This is a genomic window from Sphingomonas sp. CV7422 (assembly GCF_027945725.1).
Taxonomy (GTDB): Bacteria; Pseudomonadota; Alphaproteobacteria; order Sphingomonadales; family Sphingomonadaceae; genus Sphingomonas; species Sphingomonas kyungheensis.
The window spans coordinates 1,777,398-1,794,243 of sequence record NZ_CP115900.1 but is presented as its reverse complement, the minus strand read 5'-3'; the positions used below and the strand labels follow the sequence as shown (position 1 = coordinate 1,794,243).

General features: G+C 67.4%; 14 protein-coding genes. 6 read left to right on the top strand and 8 right to left on the bottom strand.

What is annotated here, in order from left to right; genetic code table 11:
• Positions 1 to 235: 235 nt before the first annotated feature.
• Together PBN85_RS08760 and PBN85_RS08755 are read right to left on the bottom strand one after the other, a co-directional pair.
• A complete protein-coding gene (locus PBN85_RS08760) occupies positions 236 to 415 on the bottom strand; it encodes a hypothetical protein (RefSeq protein WP_271300786.1) in 180 nt (59 codons plus the stop codon).
• A 93-nt stretch (positions 416 to 508) separates the two neighbouring features.
• The gene (locus PBN85_RS08755; RefSeq protein WP_271300785.1) at positions 509 to 1,465 is read right to left on the bottom strand and encodes a threonine ammonia-lyase; all 957 of its coding nucleotides are present in this window, start codon (positions 1,463 to 1,465) and stop codon (positions 509 to 511) included.
• Between the two features lie 139 nt (positions 1,466 to 1,604).
• Here PBN85_RS08755 and PBN85_RS08750 point away from each other — a divergent pair, with 139 nt between their 5' ends.
• Positions 1,605 to 2,843 (top strand): type III PLP-dependent enzyme, encoded by a 1,239-nt coding sequence (locus PBN85_RS08750; protein ID WP_271300784.1) that lies wholly within the window; start codon positions 1,605 to 1,607, stop codon positions 2,841 to 2,843.
• A 113-nt stretch (positions 2,844 to 2,956) separates the two neighbouring features.
• The gene (locus PBN85_RS08745) at positions 2,957 to 4,039 is read left to right on the top strand and encodes a 1,9-bis(guanidino)-5-aza-nonane synthase (protein ID WP_037536704.1); all 1,083 of its coding nucleotides are present in this window, start codon (positions 2,957 to 2,959) and stop codon (positions 4,037 to 4,039) included.
• Between the two features lie 32 nt (positions 4,040 to 4,071).
• Here PBN85_RS08745 and PBN85_RS08740 read toward each other — a convergent pair whose 3' ends face one another.
• From PBN85_RS08740 to dapA, 6 genes are all read right to left on the bottom strand, one after another.
• Positions 4,072 to 6,447, bottom strand: coding sequence for a hybrid sensor histidine kinase/response regulator (locus PBN85_RS08740; protein ID WP_037536706.1), 2,376 nt, complete (start codon positions 6,445 to 6,447; stop codon positions 4,072 to 4,074).
• A 95-nt stretch (positions 6,448 to 6,542) separates the two neighbouring features.
• Positions 6,543 to 8,570, bottom strand: a complete 2,028-nt coding sequence (locus PBN85_RS08735) for a M13 family metallopeptidase (protein WP_271300783.1) — start codon at positions 8,568 to 8,570, stop codon at positions 6,543 to 6,545.
• A 65-nt stretch (positions 8,571 to 8,635) separates the two neighbouring features.
• On the bottom strand, positions 8,636 to 10,693 hold the full coding sequence (locus PBN85_RS08730) for a M13 family metallopeptidase (RefSeq protein WP_271300782.1): 2,058 nt from the start codon (positions 10,691 to 10,693) through the stop codon (positions 8,636 to 8,638).
• A 60-nt stretch (positions 10,694 to 10,753) separates the two neighbouring features.
• A complete protein-coding gene (locus tag PBN85_RS08725) occupies positions 10,754 to 11,305 on the bottom strand; it encodes a DUF2062 domain-containing protein (RefSeq protein WP_271300781.1) in 552 nt (183 codons plus the stop codon).
• A gap of 17 nt (positions 11,306 to 11,322) precedes the next feature.
• Complete coding sequence (gene smpB / locus PBN85_RS08720) at positions 11,323 to 11,805, bottom strand: SsrA-binding protein SmpB (RefSeq protein ID WP_037536714.1); 483 nt, start codon at positions 11,803 to 11,805, stop codon at positions 11,323 to 11,325.
• A 70-nt stretch (positions 11,806 to 11,875) separates the two neighbouring features.
• Entirely contained in the window at positions 11,876 to 12,763 is an 888-nt protein-coding gene (gene dapA, locus PBN85_RS08715) for a 4-hydroxy-tetrahydrodipicolinate synthase (protein ID WP_271300780.1), read from the bottom strand.
• Positions 12,764 to 12,842: 79 nt separating this feature from the next.
• Here dapA and PBN85_RS08710 point away from each other — a divergent pair, with 79 nt between their 5' ends.
• The 4 genes from PBN85_RS08710 (at position 12,843) to PBN85_RS08695 (ending at position 16,827) form a co-directional block, all read left to right on the top strand.
• Positions 12,843 to 14,879 (top strand): lytic transglycosylase domain-containing protein, encoded by a 2,037-nt coding sequence (locus PBN85_RS08710; protein WP_271300779.1) that lies wholly within the window; start codon positions 12,843 to 12,845, stop codon positions 14,877 to 14,879.
• A gap of 5 nt (positions 14,880 to 14,884) precedes the next feature.
• Positions 14,885 to 15,364: a GreA/GreB family elongation factor gene (locus PBN85_RS08705; protein ID WP_037536720.1), complete on the top strand. Its 480-nt coding sequence runs from the start codon at positions 14,885 to 14,887 to the stop codon at positions 15,362 to 15,364.
• Between the two features lie 79 nt (positions 15,365 to 15,443).
• On the top strand, positions 15,444 to 16,220 hold the full coding sequence (locus tag PBN85_RS08700) for an NYN domain-containing protein (protein WP_037536727.1): 777 nt from the start codon (positions 15,444 to 15,446) through the stop codon (positions 16,218 to 16,220).
• Positions 16,221 to 16,254: 34 nt separating this feature from the next.
• A complete protein-coding gene (locus PBN85_RS08695) occupies positions 16,255 to 16,827 on the top strand; it encodes a Uma2 family endonuclease (protein ID WP_271300778.1) in 573 nt (190 codons plus the stop codon).
• The last annotated feature ends 19 nt before the right edge of the window (positions 16,828 to 16,846 follow it).

Genomic DNA, 16,846 nt, shown 5'->3' with positions numbered 1-16,846 from the left:
ACGGGCAAAAGCCCCGTCCGTAACCATCTCGAAATCGCTCGTCTTCGTTCCTCAACCGATAAGTGCATGCCGTCACCTCGCTGGGTTACGGCGGGAACATATCAGCAACATTTTCCAACAAGGCAAAGCCTATCAGCGTCCATTTCGGTGGCGTCGGCCGAAAGCATTGTTCAGATGGACGATATTCTTCCGGAGGCGGCATCAGCAACCCGCTGGCATCGACCCGACTCGCGGCTTACATCTGCCAGATCACCACATTGCCGAGCAGCACCGCTGCCATCACCAGCAGCAGCACGGCCTTCTTGCGATCGCCACCGCGGGCGAGCAGCGCGCCGCCGCCGATCAGGCAGGCGAAGCAGCCGAGCATCGCAATCGCCGGGGCGGCCTTGGCGATCGAGAGAAGAAGACCTTGCATCGCGGGATGGTGCCGCGACTCGGCTGCCGTGTCGAGCCTCGCTGGGCGCCGCTGCGCCCCCTCGCCCGTTCGACGCTTCGGCCCTGTGACCGGTCAGCCGATCGCCCGCGCATAGGCCGCCATATCGACGTTGCCGCCCGACAGGATCACCAGCAGCGATGTACCCGTCACCCTGCCCGCGAGCACCGCCGCCAGTCCGACCGCGCCGCCCGGCTCGATCACCAGCCGCAGCTGTTCCGCCGCCCAGCGCTGCGCCGCCGCGATCTCCGCCTCGCTGACCGCGACGCCGGTCGCGCCGCGTCGCGCCAGCACGTCGAAGGTCAGCGGCGACACGCGCTGCGTCTGCAAGGCATCGCAGGCGGTCGGCGGCGGATTGGTGCCGACGGGCTCGATCCATCCCGCCTCCAGGCTGCGGCGCATGTCGTCCCACCCCTCCGGCTCGACCACCGTCACCGCGGCGTCGCGCAGCGCCAGCGTGACGCCGGCAGCGAGGCCGCCGCCACCGCAGGGGATCACCAGCTGAGTCGGCGCGGGCAGCCCGAGCGCCGCCATCTGCGCCGCCGCTTCGATGCCGGCGCTGCCCTGCCCCTCGATCACCCAGGGATCGTCGAAACTCGGCACCAGGGTCGCGCCGCGGGCCTCGGCGAGTCGCGCGGCGATCGCCTCGCGGCTTTCGCCGGCACGATCGTAGCGCACCACCTCGGCGCCGAGCGCGAGCGTCGCCTCCAGCTTGGCGCGGGGCGCATCGGCGGGCATCACGATCGTCGCCGCGATCCCCAGCCGCCGGGCCGCCCAGGCGATCCCCTGCGCATGATTGCCCGACGAGAAAGCGACGACGCCGCGGCGCCGCGATTCTTCGTCCAGCGCGGTCAGTCGATGCCAGGCGCCGCGGATTTTGAACGCGCCGATCGGCTGCACCGATTCGGCCTTGAACGTCACATTCAAGCCGTTGATTTCGCGAGCAAAAATGGGGGTCGGCGGAAGGATGCGGGCGACCTTGTCCGCGGCGTCCCGGACCCCTGCCGCCGTCGGCTGTCGCAAAAACGTCACTTTTCGTCCTTTCATGCGCCAACCCACTTTACATGGGGGGCCGACGACCATAAATCGCGCTTCCGCTGCCCCATGGGACTTCCAACCGCAAGGCAGCTTTTGTCACCGTATGCCGAAAGGCAATTGGAGGTCCCTTGAATTGGCCAAGCACCATAGCGCGCTGGGGTTAGCGCCCCTCTCGACCGCCCGTCCCCTCACCGGCACCACGGGCATCGACATCGCCAAGAGCCGTCCGGTCGATCCGGTCACGCTCGTTCGCCCGCACGCCGCTGCGCGCGCCGCCCGCTTCTTCGTCGAGAAGTTTCCGGGCCGCTCGATGTATGCGGTCAAGGCGAACCCCAGCCCGGATCTGCTGCAGGTTCTCTGGGACAATGGCATCACGCATTACGATACGGCTTCGATCGCGGAAGTGCGCCTGGTCAAGGCGACGCTGCCGGCGGCGACCTGCTGCTTCATGCATCCGGTCAAGTCGGAAGAGGCGATTGCCGAGGCCTATTTCGTCCACGATGTGAAGACGTTCTCACTCGACAGCATGGAAGAGCTGGCGAAGATCGTCCGGGCGACCAAGGGCGCGACCGATCTCACGCTCTGCGTGCGGCTGCGCGTCTCGTCGGAATATGCCAAGCTCAGCCTCGGCTCGAAGTTCGGCGTCGGCCCCGGTGAGAGCAAGGACCTGCTGATCGCCACCCGCCAGGTGGCGGACGCGCTCGGCATCTGCTTCCACGTCGGCAGCCAGACAATGTCGCCCGACGCTTATGCCAATGCGATGGAGCGCGCCCGCGCCGCCATCGTCGAGGCGGCGGTGACGGTGGACGTGATCGACGTCGGCGGCGGCTTCCCCTCGGCCTATCCGGGCATGACCCCGCCGCCGCTGGAGCGCTTCTTCGAGACGATCCATCGCGCGTTCGAGAGCCTGCCGATCAGCTATTCGGCCGAACTCTGGGCGGAGCCGGGCCGGTCGCTGTGCGCCGAATATGCCTCGGTCGTCGTCCGCGTCGAGCGGCGGCGCGGCAACGAGCTGTACATCACCGATGGCGCCTACGGCAGCCTGTTCGATGCGGCGCATATCGGCTGGAAATATCCGGTCCAGCTGCTGCGCGAGCCGGAATCGGACGCGCGCGACATGGACTTCGCCTTCTGGGGTCCGACCTGCGACGATCTCGATTATATGGCCGGCCCGTTTCCGCTGCCCGCGGACACCAATGCCGGCGACTATTTCGAGATCGGCATGCTCGGCGCCTATGGCCAGGCGATGCGCACCGCGTTCAACGGCTTCGGCACCGGTGACACGCTGCTGGCCGGCGACGAGCCGATGCTCTCGGTCTATCGCGACGACGAAACCGCGGACGTCCGCACGAACAACGTCGTAAAGCTGTAACCTCAACGCTATAACCGATTGTCTTCCCTCCCCTCGCCTCGGCGGGGGGAGCGGCCCTGGGTTTCCGCGTCCCCAATGTTGAACGACGACGGCTGGATAGCCAAAGGCGAACCATGACCGACACCCTGACCAAGACCGCCGGCGCCAACGCGCCGATCAACGACACCCGCAAGGCGGAGCTGCTGTCCAAGCAGGTCAAGCACATCGACATCAAGAGCTTCGACGCGCGCCCGATCGTCGATGCGATGGCCGACATGAGCTTCACCAGCCGCGACCTCGGCCGCGCGACCAACATTTACAACCAGATGCTGGCCGACAAGGATTGCTCGATCTTCCTGGTCATCGCCGGTTCGACCTCGGCGGGCGGCTGCATGGACCTCTATGCCGAGCTGGTCCGCAACAACATGGTCGACGGCATCGTCGCGACCGGCGCGACCATCGTCGACATGGATTTCTTCGAGGGCCTCGGCCACAAGCACTATCAGGCGCTGGAAATCCCCGACGACGACACGCTGCGCTCGCTCTACATCGACCGCATCTACGACACCTATATCGACGAGGAAGCGCTCCAGAACGTCGACCACACGATCTTCGAGATCGCCGAGTCGCTCGAGCCCAAGGCCTATTCGAGCCGCGCCTTCATCCGCGAGATGGGCAAGTATCTCGTCGAGCACGGCAAGAAGGACAACAGCCTCGTCAAGCTCGCCTATGAGCATGACGTGCCGATCTTCTGCCCGGCATTCGTCGATTCGTCGGCGGGCTTCGGCCTCGTCAAGCATCAGGTCGACGCCGCCAAGGCGGGGCGTCCCTATCTGATGATCGACGCGGTCGCCGACTTCCGCGAGCTGACCGAGATCAAGATCCAGGCGGGCACCACCGGCCTGCTGATGATCGGCGGCGGCGTGCCGAAGAACTTCATCCAGGATACCGTCGTCTGCGCCGAGATCCTCGGCCACGACGACGTCCAGGTGCACAAGTATGCGGTGCAGATCACCGTCGCCGACGTGCGTGACGGTGCGTGCTCCTCCTCGACGCTGCAGGAAGCGGCGAGCTGGGGCAAGGTCAACACCGGCATCGAACAGATGGTCTTCGCCGAGGCGGGTTCGGTGATGCCGCTGCTCGCGTCGGACGCCTATCACCGCGGTCTGTGGAAGGACCGTCCGGTCCACCGCTGGGGCGCGATCTTCGACAAGTAAGCCGGGAGGGCGGGGGAAACCCCGCCCTTTTGCTATCGGGCGATGAGCACGTCGCGCGCGGCCTCGGCGAGCTGCTGCACGCTGAATGGTTTGGGCAGGAAGGCGACGTTGTCTAGGTCGATCGAGCGGCGCAGCTGCTCCTCGGCATAGCCCGACATGAAGATGATCGGCAGGTCGGGATAGCGATCGCGCGCCTGACGGACCATCGTCGGCCCGTCCATCGTCGGCATGACGACGTCGCTGATCAGCAGATCGGGCCGGCCGTTGCGGTCGAGCAGCTCGAGCGCCGCCTCGCCATTCTCCGCGGTCATCACCGTATAGCCCTGCCGGGTCAGCGCGCGTTCGGCGACGGCGCGCACCATATCCTCGTCCTCGACGAGCAGGATCGTGCCGGTGCCCCACATCTCGACCGGCTTGGCGTTCGGCCGCGTCGCGGCGACGCGGGTGACGGTGCCGGCGGCGTGGACGGGCAGATACATGGTGAAGGTCGCCCCCTGCCCCGGCTTCGAGTCGGCGAAGATCCAGCCACCCGACTGTTTGACGATGCCATAGACGGTCGACAGGCCGAGCCCTGTCCCCTTGCCGACCTCCTTGGTGGTGAAGAAGGGTTCGAAGATCTTGGGCAGCACCTCGGGCGGGATGCCGCCGCCCTCGTCGCTCACCACCAATGCGGTATAATCGGCGACGGGCAGGATGTCGGACGCCATCGCGCGCACCTCCGCGGCGGTGACCGACTTGGTCTGGATGGTCAGCGTACCGCCGCCGCCGGGATTGTGCGCCAGCATCGCGTCGCGCGCATTGACCGCGAGATTGACCACCACCTGTTCGAGCTGCCCCGGATCGGCGCGCACCGCACCGAGATTGCGGCCGTGCGTGACGTCGAGTCGGATCTGCTCGCCCATCAGCCGCTTGAGCAGATTGGAGACCTCGGCGACGACGTCGGGCAGTTGCAGCGTCTGCGGACGCAGCGTCTGCTGGCGGCTGAAGGCGAGCAGCTGCCGCGTCAGGCTGGCGGCGCGGTTCGAATTGGTGCGGATCTGCTGGATATCGTCGTAATCGCTGTCGCCGGGCGAATGGCGCATCATCATCAGGTCGCAATGGCCGATGATCGCGGTGAGGATATTGTTGAAATCGTGCGCGACGCCGCCGGCGAGCTGGCCGACCGCCTGCATCTTGGTCGCCTGCGCCACCTCGCGCTTGAGCCGGCTCTCCTCGCTATTGTCCTTGAGGCTGAGCAGCACCGCGGCATCGCCGAGCCCGCGCGCGCCGGCGATGGTCAGCGCGACCGGCTCCTCGGGATGGCTCTTGAGCCGCACCGCCATGTCGGAGGAATGCGTCGCACCGCCGGCGAAGCGACGGATCGCATCGGCGACCGCGGCCTTGTCCTCGCGCACCACCAGATCGCCGGGATAGAGCGGCGGCGTGCGCGCCTCGACTCCCGCGGCGCGGATGAAGGCGTCGTTCATCTGGAGGAACTTGCCCTCACGATCGACCAGAGCCATGCCGAACGGCATCAGGCTGACGAGGCTGCGCACATGCGCCGAGGCGGAGGCGCCGATCGCCGGTGCGCTATCCTCGTCGTCGAGCAGGGCGACGAGCACCGGCGCATCCTCGGCATCGAGGAAGGGGATCTGGACGACGCGCAGCGGCGTGCCGTCGAGCCCCTCGCGCTCGAAGCGGACGAGGCCGCGGCTGTCGGTGATCAGCAGCCGGGCGAAATCGCGCCCCTCGACCTGCCCGCCGCTGCCGAGCGCGCGTTGCGCCAGCACGCGATTGGCGGCGCGCACCCGGCCGTCGGGGCTGATCAGCGCCGCCATCACGCCGGCCCCGCCGAGCCTGTCGCCGGTGGCCCCGGCGATCAGCGCCTCGGTCGAGGCGGCGACGTCGTGCTCCTCGATCACCGAAAAGCGCCAGACGAGCATGTCGCCCTCGTCCCCGGCCCGGGTGATCCGCGCGCAGACGCGCTGCAGGCCGACCTGCAGGTTGCGGACGACGCCATTGCCCTCGCGCCATGCGATCCGCCCGGCATTCCCGAGCAGCGCGACGCCCTCCTGATCGAGCGGCAGGCCGGGCGGCGTCGGGAAGCCGGCGAACAAGGCCTCATAGGCGTCATTGGCGCAGACCAGCCGCCCGGCGCGATCGGTGATCGCCACCGCGTCGCTGCTCGCCTGCGCCACCGCGCGGGTGAACTCCCAGTCGATCGCGCGCGACTCGCCGGCATGGCGCGGGCCGAGCAGCCGCCAGGCGAAGACGACGCCGACCGCGATGATCCCGACCGCGAAAAATCCCGCCGCGGCAACGAGGCTGCCGACGACGCTGAGGATCAGCGCGGCGGCGGCGATGGTGATGACGCCGGCGATCAGCGCGGCGGTGCGGGCGGGATTCTCGGGGATCGGGGACGATGCCATCGTCCCGCCGTCATCGCGGGATCGGATGGCTTAGGTCAAGCACTTGGTGTTGATCGCTTCCTTCCCCGCGACGGGCGGGGAAGGAAGCGATGCGGTCACCAGATGCGGACGCGCTGCTGCGGCGTCAGCACGAGTTTTCCACCCGGCGCCGGCTGATAGGCCGCATACCAGGGATCGAGGTTGCGGACGACCCAGGTGCGCTGCTGCGACGGACTGTGCGGATCGGTCATCAGCCGCTGCTTGAGATTGGCCTCGCGATAGTTGCGCCGCCACACCTGCGCCCAGCCGAGGTAGAAACGCTGGTCGCCGGTCATCCCGTCGATCACCGGCGCCTCGCGACCGCCCAGCGACTTCTTATAGGCGTCATAGGCCACCGACAGGCCGGCGAGATCGGCGGTATTTTCGCCCAGCGTCAGCGCGCCCTTGACGTGCATGCCGGGCAGCGGCTCATAGGCGTCATATTGCGCGACGAGCTGCGCGGTGAGCGCCTTGAACCGCTCGACGTCCTGCGGCGTCCACCAATCGGTGAGCTGACCGTGTGCGTCATATTTCGAGCCCTGATCGTCGAAATGATGGCTGAGTTCGTGGCCGATCACCGCGCCGATGCCGCCGTAGTTGATCGCCGGGTCGGCGGCGGGATCGAAGAACGGCGGTTGCAGGATCGCCGCCGGGAAGACGATCTCGACCATGCCGAAATTGGCGTAGGCGTTGACCGTCATCGGCGTCATGCCCCATTCCCAGCGCTGCAGCGGCTTGCCGAGATGGCCGATGTTGTAATTGTAACGCCATTCCGCGGCGCGCCGTTCGTTGCCGAAGGCGTCGCCGGCGACGATGCGCAGCGCACCGTAATCGCGCCAGCGGTCGGGATAGCCGATCTTGGGCGTGAAGGCGGCGAGCTTGGCATGCGCCTTGACCTTGGTTTCCGGCGCCATCCAGTCGAGCTTGTCGATGCGCGTGCCCATCGCCGACAGCACGTTCTTGACGAGCTGGTCGGCCGCGGCCTTGGTCGCGGGCGGGAAATATTGCGCGACATAGACCTTGCTGACCTCGTCGGACAGCGCGCTGGTGGTGAAGCCGACCGCACGCTTCCAGCGATCCTCCTGCTGCGGCGTACCCGACAGGACGGTGCCGTAGAAGGCGAATTGCTCGGCATCGAAGGCGGCGGGGAGCACGTCGGCATAATCGTCGAGGCTGCGGATCAGCATCTGGTCCTGCAACACCGCGATCGGCGCCGCGGCGATCAGCCGGGCGATACCAGTGACGGCGGACGGCTGGCTGACATTGAGGCTGTCGACCGGCGTCCCGAGCGCCTTGAGATAGGTGACGAAGTCGAAACCTGGGGCGCTGCGGGTCAGGTCGGCGAGGCTGGTCTTGTTATACGTCTTGTTGGCGTCGCGGCTGTCGATCCGCGTCCAGCTGACCTGCGCGATCTGCGTCTCGAAATCGACGATCGCCTTGGCGCGCGCCGCGGCATCGGGTTCGCCGGCGAGCGTGAACATCTTGGCGATATGCGCCTCGTAGGCCGCCTTCTCCTTGGCGTTCTTGGCATCGAGATCGTAATCGCGGTCGGGCAGGCCGAGCCCGGCCTGACGCACGCCGACGATATAGACTTCCGGGTTCTTCGCATCCTGGCCGACGCCGGTACCGAACGGCGTGCCGACCCCCTGCCGCGCCGCCTTGGCGACCAGCGTCGAGTAACTGGCCTTGGTCGTCGCCTTGATCTCGGCCAGCCACGGCTTGATCGGGGCGAGCCCCTTCTTCTCGATCGTCGCGGTGTCGAGATAGGTGGCATAGGCGGTGCCGATCTTCGAGCCGCGCGTCTTGGCCGCCGTCTCGAGGATGCCGCGGGTGCGGTCGCGCGAGCGATCGGCGAGGACGTCGAACGCGCCGAAGCTCGATTTGTCGGCGGGGATGGCGGTGGTCTTCGCCCAATTCCCGTTGGCATAGCCGTAGAAATCGTCACCCGGCGCGACGCTGCGGTCCATGCCGGCGGTGTCGAAGCCGAAGCTGCCGAGTTCGGGCTTGCCGGCGGCGGGCGTCGCGGCCGGCGGCGTCGACTGGGCGTGGACGATGCCGGCGATCGCGGTGGCGCCGAGCAGACCGGCGAGGAGGAAGGACTTCATGCAAGCTCCCGAAAAGAAAACGCCGCCCGCTCGGGCAATCGAGCGGGCGGCGGAAGGCGGAGTGATTACCAGATCTTGATACGGTCGGCGGGGGCGAGATAATATTTCTGCCCCGGCTTGACCGCGAAGGCGGGATACCAGGCGTCGAGATTGCGGACCACATAGGCGCGCCACTGGCCCGGCGTATGCGGATCGGTGGTCAGCTGGTTCTTGATCGACGCCTCGCGCGCCTTGGTCTGCCAGACCTGACCGAAGCCCATGAAGAAGCGCTGGTCGCCGGTGAAGCCGTCGATCACCGGCGCCTTCTTCCCCTTGAGCGACAGCTTGTAGGCGTCATAGGCGACGTTGATGCCGGCGAGGTCGGCCATATTCTCGCCGAGCGTCAGCTTGCCGTTGACGTGGCTGCCGGGGATCGGCTCGTAGGCGCCATATTGCGCGACGACCTTGTCGGTCAGCGCGGTGAAGCGCTGGACGTCGGCGGGCGTCCACCAATCGGCGAAATTGCCCTTGGGGTCGAACTTGCGGCCCTGATCGTCGAAATGGTGGCTGAGCTCATGCCCGATCACCGCGCCGATCGCGCCATAGTTCACCGCCGGATCGGCGTTGGGATCGAAGAACGGCGGCTGGAGGATCGCGGCCGGGAAGACCACCTCGTTCATCAGCGGATTGGCATAGGCATTGACCGTCTGCGGCGTCATGAACCATTCGCTGCGGTCGACCGGCTTGCCGATCTTGTTGAGCTGGCGGTTATATTCGAATTCGGCGACGCGATCGGCATTGCCCAGCACGTCCCCCTTGACGACGCGCAGCGCGGTATAGTCGCGGAACTTGTCGGGATAGCCGATCTTCGGCGTGAAGGCGGCGAGCTTGGCGCGCGCCTTGACCTTGGTCTCCGGCGCCATCCATTCGAGCTTGGCGAGCCGCGCGTCCATCGCGACGATCAGATTGTGGACGAGCGCGTCGGCCTTGGCCTTGGCGTCGGGCGGGAAATATTTCTGGACGTAGATCTGGCCGACCGCCTCGCCGAGGCTGCCGTTGACGAGATCGACGCCGCGCTTCCACCGCTCCTTGAGCTGCGGCGTGCCGTTGAGCGTCGTGCCGTAGAAGGCGAATTGCGTGTTGACGAAGTTCGACGACAGCAACGGCGCGGCGTTCGAGATGGTGTGGAACGCCATATATTCGCGCCACACCGGGATCGGCGTCGCCGCGACGATCTTGGCGATGCCGGTCAGCGCCGACGGCTGGCCGACGATGACGCGGGTCTGCGCGCCGAGTCCCTGCGCGGCGAGCATCGCCTGCCAGTCGAAGCCGGGCATGGTCTGCGCCAGCGTCGCGACCTGTGCGGGGTTATAGCCCTTCTCGACCTGGCGCAGCTCGGCGCGGTCCCAGTGGACGGTCGCGATCTGCTTTTCGAGATCGTAGATGCGCTGCGCCGACCCTTGCGGATCGGGCTGGCCGGCCATGCGCAGCATGTCGGCGATGTAGGTGACGTATTTGGTGCGCGCCTCGGCGAACTTGGCGTCGTCCTTGAGGTAATAGTCCTTGTCCGGCAGGCCGAGACCGCCCTGGCCGAGATAGACCGCATAGACGGTATTATCCTTGAGGTCCTGCTGCACGCCCGCGCCGATCGGCACGTCGATGCCGTGCATCGTCGCCTCGCCGAACGCCTTGGCGAGGTCGCTTTGGCTCTGGATCGCCGCGATCTTGGCGAGATAGGGCTTGAGCGGCGCGGCGCCGGCCGATTCGATCGCCGCGGCGTCCATGAAGGTCGCATAGGTGTCGCCGATCTTGGTCGACACCGGATCGCTGCCCGGCGAGGCCGCCGCGCCCTCGATCACCGCGCGGGTGCGCTGGTCCGACAGGTCGCGCAGGATCGCGAAGCCGCCCCAGCTCGAACGGTCGGCCGGGATTTCGGTACGGGCCATCCACGCGCCGTTGACATAATTGTAGAAATCGTCGCCCGGCGCGACCGCGCGATCCATCGCGGTAAGGTCGACGCCGAAGTCGCCGAGCTTCGGCTTGCCCGTCGCCGGTGCCGCGGCGGTGCCGGCGCCCGTCTGCGCATAGACCGCGCCGGTCGTTGCCGACGCCAGCAGCAGCGCCGCAAGTAGCTGTTTACGCATCGATAATCCCCCAACCTTGCTGTGTTATGCGGCGATCTTGTAAAGGCTTGATCGGTCTCGTCAAATGCGGTTCGCCGCAGGACGGTGCCGCCATTTGCGGGCGATCCACAGCCGCCAGCCGAGCGCCGACAGCGCATAGCCGAGCAGCGCGCACGCCGTGGTCAGCACGACCAGGCCGAGCGCGAACGCCGGCCCCTTGTCCCACAGCCAGCCGAGCGCGCCGGTCAGGCGATGCAGCCAGTCGGTCGCCTCCGCCACCGGCTGGGCGATCACCGGCGCATCGCTGTGCAGCAGCCACGCGCCGATCCGATAGGCGAGGAACCAGAGGAACGGCGTGGTCAGCGGATTGGTGATGAAGGTGGTCAGCGCGGCGACCGGCACATTGGCGCGGAACGGCAGCGCGAACAGCGCGGCGATGGCGATCTGGGCGACCGGAAAAAGGAACCCCGCGACCATGCCGAGCGCGACGCCGCGCGGCACCGAGCGCCGGTTGAACCGCCATAGGCCGGGCTCCATCACGCGATGCGCGACCGGGCGGAGCATACGGTTGGATTCCATCGATTCGCGCGTCGGCATGTTGCGACGACACCAGGCGACGCTCTTGTGCAGCATGGACCGCGCGTCTGCCCCTAGCCGCGGTCGCGCATGATGCGCCCGGCTTCGCGCTTCCATTCGCGCTCCTTGATCGCGGCGCGCTTGTCGTGATCCTTGCGCCCCTTGGCGAGCGCGAGTTCGACCTTGGCGCGCCCGCGGCCGTTGAAATAGACGCTCAGCGGCACGAGCGTCATCCCCTCGCGCGCGACCGCGCCATGCAGCTTGTTGATCTCGCGTTCGTGGAGCAGCAATTTGCGCGGCCGTTTCGCTTCATGGTTGAAACGGTTGCCGTGGCTGAACTCGGGCACGTTGGCGTTGACCAGCCAGACCGATCCGTCGCGCACCTCGGCATAGCTTTCGGCGATGCTGCCCTCGCCGAAGCGCAGGCTCTTCACCTCGGTTCCGGTGAGCGCGATCCCCGCCTCGTAGACGGTGTCGATACTATATTCGAACCGCGCCTTGCGGTTCTCGGCGACGATCTTCTTCTTGTCGAAGGTGGCGGGTTTGGGACGCGACATTATCGCGCGATGTAGGAGCAGTTAGCGGCAAGGGGAAGCGGGCGCGCGACGATTGCGCGCGCCCCTGCCCTCAGCCGGCCAGCCCGGCATGCGCAAGCGCCGCATCGACCGCGGCGCGCGACGCCTCCGACGGCCAGGTCATCGGCAGGCGCAGACCATCGGGGAAGCCCGGCCGCACCCGCGTCATCGCATATTTCACCGGGCCCGGCGACGCGTCCGTGAACAGCGCGTCGTGCAGTGGATAGAGCCGATCCTGCAAGGCGAGGGCCGCGGCATAATCACCCCGCTGGCACGCCGCCTGGAAGTCGGCGCACAGCCGCGGCGCGACATTGGCGGTGACGGAGATGCAGCCTGTGCCCCCCATCGCGTTGAACGCCAGCGCCATATCGTCGTTGCCGGAGAGCTGGACGAAATCGGGGCCGCAACCGGCGCGGTGCGCGGAGACGCGGGCGATCGCGCCACTCGCATCCTTGACCGCGACGAACACCTCCGGAAAGTGGGTGACCAGCCGGATCAGCGTCGCCGGCTGGATATCGGTGACGGTGCGGCCGGGGACGTTGTAGAGCACGATCGGCAGCGTCGCCTGTTCGGCGAGCCGCGCGAAATGCTGGAAGATCCCCTCCTGGCTCGGCCGGTTGTAATAGGGCGGCACCATCAGCGCCGCATCGGCACCCGCTTCACGTGCGCGCACGACATTGGCGGCGGCGACCTGCGTGTCGTTCGATCCGGCACCGGCGATCACCGGCACCCGGCCGGCCGCCTGATCGACGCAGATCGCGACGATGGCGAAATGCTCGTCGGCGGTCAGCGTCGCGGCCTCGCCGGTGGTGCCGCACGGCACCAGCGCCGCCGACCCCTCGCCGATCTGCCACTCTATAAGACTACGGTAAGCTGCTTCGTCGAACGTGCCGTCGGCGGCGAAGGGCGTCACCAGCGCAGGGATGGAACCAGAGAACATGGGACTTTTCGGGCTCCTGATGCGGCGGACCGGGGTTTTCGTTCAGGACAGATACGGGTCCGCGCCCTATGATGTCCACATGCACCCAGCCAATCTGCCGCTTACGATCCTTCTTGCCGCTTTCGCCGGGGTGACCGGCGCGCCCGTACAACAGCAGCCGGCGACCGGCAATCCGACTACCGGCAGTCCGACCAGCGACGCGCTCGAACGCTATCGCACGCAGATGGCGAACATGTCGCCGCAGGCGCCGCGTACCCCCGCCGACGGCGCGATCGCCGCAGCCATCGCGCAGTGGAAGACGATCCAGCAGACCGACGCGCTGCCGTTCGACAGCTATGCCGGCTTCCTGATGGCGCATCCCGGCTGGCCGAGCCAGACCGCCAACCGCCGCGCCGCCGAGCGCCAGGCGGTCAACGCCTCGCCGACCAGCGTCATCGCTTTCTTCACCCGCTTCCCGCCGCAGTCGGCGACCGGCCTCGTCGCGCAGGCGCGCGCCTTGCAGGCGGTCGGCCGCGGCAGCGAGGCGCAGGTTGCGGCGCGCGCAGCGTGGCGCAAGGGCAGCCTGTCCGCCACCGACGAGGCGACGATCCTGTCGAGCTTCGCCGGCGCGCTGACCCCGGACGATCACGACGCGCGGATGGACGCGCTGCTGTGGCAGAATGCGACCGGCGTCGCCGCCCGGCAGATCGCCTATACCAGCGCCGCGCGCCGCCCGGTGTTCGAGGCACGGCTCGCCTTCCGCTCCAATGCCGCCAACGCCGCCGATCTGGCGATGCGGACGCAGGATCAGTTCGCCAGCGATCCCGGCTATATCGCCGATCGTGCGGTGTGGCTGCGCAACTCGGGCGCCTCGCCGACCGCGCGCGCCTGGCTGGCCCGGACGCGCGCGCTCACGTCGCAGCCGGGGGCGGTCGAACCCTGGTATGAGGTGCTGCTGACCAACGCCCGCGCCGCCGCGGCGGACGGCCAGTACCAGCTCGCCTATGACATCGCGCGGCAGGTCGACGATGCCTATCCCGCCGGCACCGACGTCTCGGCCAAGCCCTATGGCGAGCGCGACGATTATACGAGCCTCGTCTGGCTCGCCGGGCAGACCGCGATGAAGCAGCTGCGCCGCCCGGCGGATGCGATGGTGATGTTCGAACGCTATGGCCGCGGCAGCCAGGCGCCGCAGACGCGCGCCAAGGGCTTCTACTGGGCCGGCCGCGCCGCCGAGGCTGCCGGCAAGAGCGCGGAGGCGACCGCCTATTTCGCCGAGGCCGGCGCCTATCGCGACCAATTCTACGGGCAGCTCGCGCTCGAGCGCACCGGCAAGCCGCTGGTCGCGCCGCCCGCGATCGGCACGCCGGCGATCGCGCCCGAGGTCCGGCAGGCCTTCGCCAATCGTGAGACGGTGCGCGCCGCGCGGTTCCTCGGCCAGATCGGCCAGTGGCAGGACCAGACCGCCTTCATCCGTCAGATCGCCGCCGACGCGACCAGTGCCAGTGACCACCTGCTCGCCGCCGAGCTCGCCACCCAGATCGGTCGCCCCGATCTTGGCGTGCTGGTCGGGCGCAGTGCGATGCAGAACGGCCTCACCGATTATTCGGCGACCGGCTTCCCGACCGTCGCGGTGCCGGCGGGCTACGAGGACAATTGGACGCTGATCCACGCCATCGCGCGGCAGGAGAGTCAGTTCGACAAGACCGCGGTCAGCCATGCCGGCGCGCGCGGACTGATGCAGCTGATGCCCGCCACCGCGCGCGAACAATCGGGCAAGATCGGCATCGCCTACGACCCCGCCGCGCTGACCACCGACCCCAATCTGTCGATCATGCTGGGGTCGAGCTATTTCCAGCGGATCTTCAATATCTATGGCAGCTATCCGCTGGCCATTGCCGCCTATAACGCGGGCGGCGGCAACGTGAACAAATGGCTGCGCGCCAATGGCGACCCGCGCACCGGCGCGGTCGACATGGTCGATTGGATCGAAGCGATCCCCTATCAGGAGACGCGCAATTACGTGCAGCGCGTCATCGAGAATGCGGTGGTCTACGATCTCATCAACCCGGCGCGCGCGAAGAGCCGCGGGCCGGCCAATGCCAGCTGGTATCTCGGCAAGGGCCGTCCGGGCTGAGCGGGATGGAGCAACGGCCGAACTACATCACCCCGGCGGGCTATGCGGTGCTGCGCGCCGAATATGACCGATTGTTCGGCAGCGAACGGCCGGCGCTGGTCGAGACGATCGCCTGGGCGGCGGGCAATGGCGACCGGTCCGAGAATGGCGACTATATCTACGGCCGCAAGCGGTTGCGCGAGATCGACCGCCGGCTCGGCTGGCTGGCGAAGCGGATGAAGGCGGCGAAGGTCGTCGATCCGGCCCGCGCCGAGGATCGCAGCCGCGTCTGGTTCGGCGCGACGGTGACGATCGCCGATGAGGAGGACAAGGAACGCGTCCTCACCCTGGTCGGTGACGACGAGGCGGAGGCCGGTGCCGGCCGCGTCGGCTGGAACGCGCCGATCGCACGCGCCCTGCGCGGCGCCACGGTCGGCGACCTGCGCCGCGTGCTGCTGCCGGCGGGCGAGAAGGAATATGAGGTCGTCGCCATCGCCTATCCGTGACGAAGCAGCGCCACGCCCCGGACGGCGGCCGCTGCGCGAGCGACTGGCGAGGGCGCCAAGCCTCTGTTAGGCCGGGCGGATGGCTGACGACAACACCCGCAACATCGCCCTGCTGATCGATGCCGACAATGCCTCCTGGCATGCGATCGACCCGGTGCTGACCGTCCTCGCCGAGCTCGGCACGGTCAACATCCGCCGCGTCTACGGCAATTGGTCCAAGCCCGCGCTGAAGGGCTGGCGCGACATGACGGTCAAGCACGGCATCGAGCCGCAGCAGCAGTTCGACCTGACCAAGGGCAAGAACGCCACCGACATGAAGATGACGATCGACGCGATGGATCTGCTGTTCCGCGGTCGCATCGGCGGCTTCGGCATCATGTCGTCGGACAGCGACTTCATGCCGCTGGCGATGCGCATCCGCCAGGACGGCATCCCCGTCTACGGCTTCGGCAACGCCAAGACGCCCGAGGCGTTCAAACAGGCGTGCACCCGTTTCATCGACGTCAACGCACTGGTCAGCGACGCCAAGGCCGAGGCGACCGCCACCCCCGCCAAGCCGGCGAGCGTCGACGTGCCGATTGGCGAATCGCTGCCGCCGTCGATCGCCGCGCCCAAGGCGAAGAAGCCGATCGACCCCGAGCTGATCGCCCTGCTGATCGACGCCTATCAGTCCGTGAAGCGCGACGAGAAGGGCTATGTCAGCCTGTCGGCGATGGGCCAGCTCGCCGGCAACCGGTCGAGCTTCGATGCGCGCAATTACGGCTACCAGCGCCTGTCCGACCTGATCCAGGCGGTGCCCAATTTCCAGACCGAACGCCGCGAGGACGGGCGGATCTTCGTCAAGCGGGTGCGGTAGCGGCCGCGCTTCGGATGCTCTATATTCGGAGTCGATGGGACAGCTCGCGGCGCCTCCTCCGGTACGTAAGCGCGTGCCGCTTCGTATAGCCGACGTCGATCTCTTATATCGGCGCGGGGCCTTCGATGATTATGGCCGGGTCGAGCTCATCGGGGGGGAGCTGATCTACGTGAACGCGGAATATCGTCCGCACATGATGGCCAAGAGCGAGTGCGCCTATCGCCTCCGCCGGGCCCTCGAAGCGATAGGGTCGACGCTGTTCGTCGGCATCGAAGGGTCGGTTGCCGTATCGGATCACGACCTCCCCCGCCCGGACATCATTTTGACGTCGGATGCCTACGGGGATGGCCCGGTTCCCGGAGCGAGTGTGACACTCGTCGTCGAGATCGCCGATACGACCGTGCAGCTCGATCTCGGTCGCAAACAGCGGCTTTACGCCAAGGGTGGTATTCCCGAATATTGGGTATTCGACGTCACCGGAAAGACTGTCCATCAGATGGCAAAGCCTGCCGGCGCCAGTTACCGGACCAAAGCGCAATCAAACTTTGGCGACCCGCTGACCGCATTGACCATCCCTCGCCTGACGATCGATACCACCGGCCTATAAAAGATTGGGGCGGCCCGCC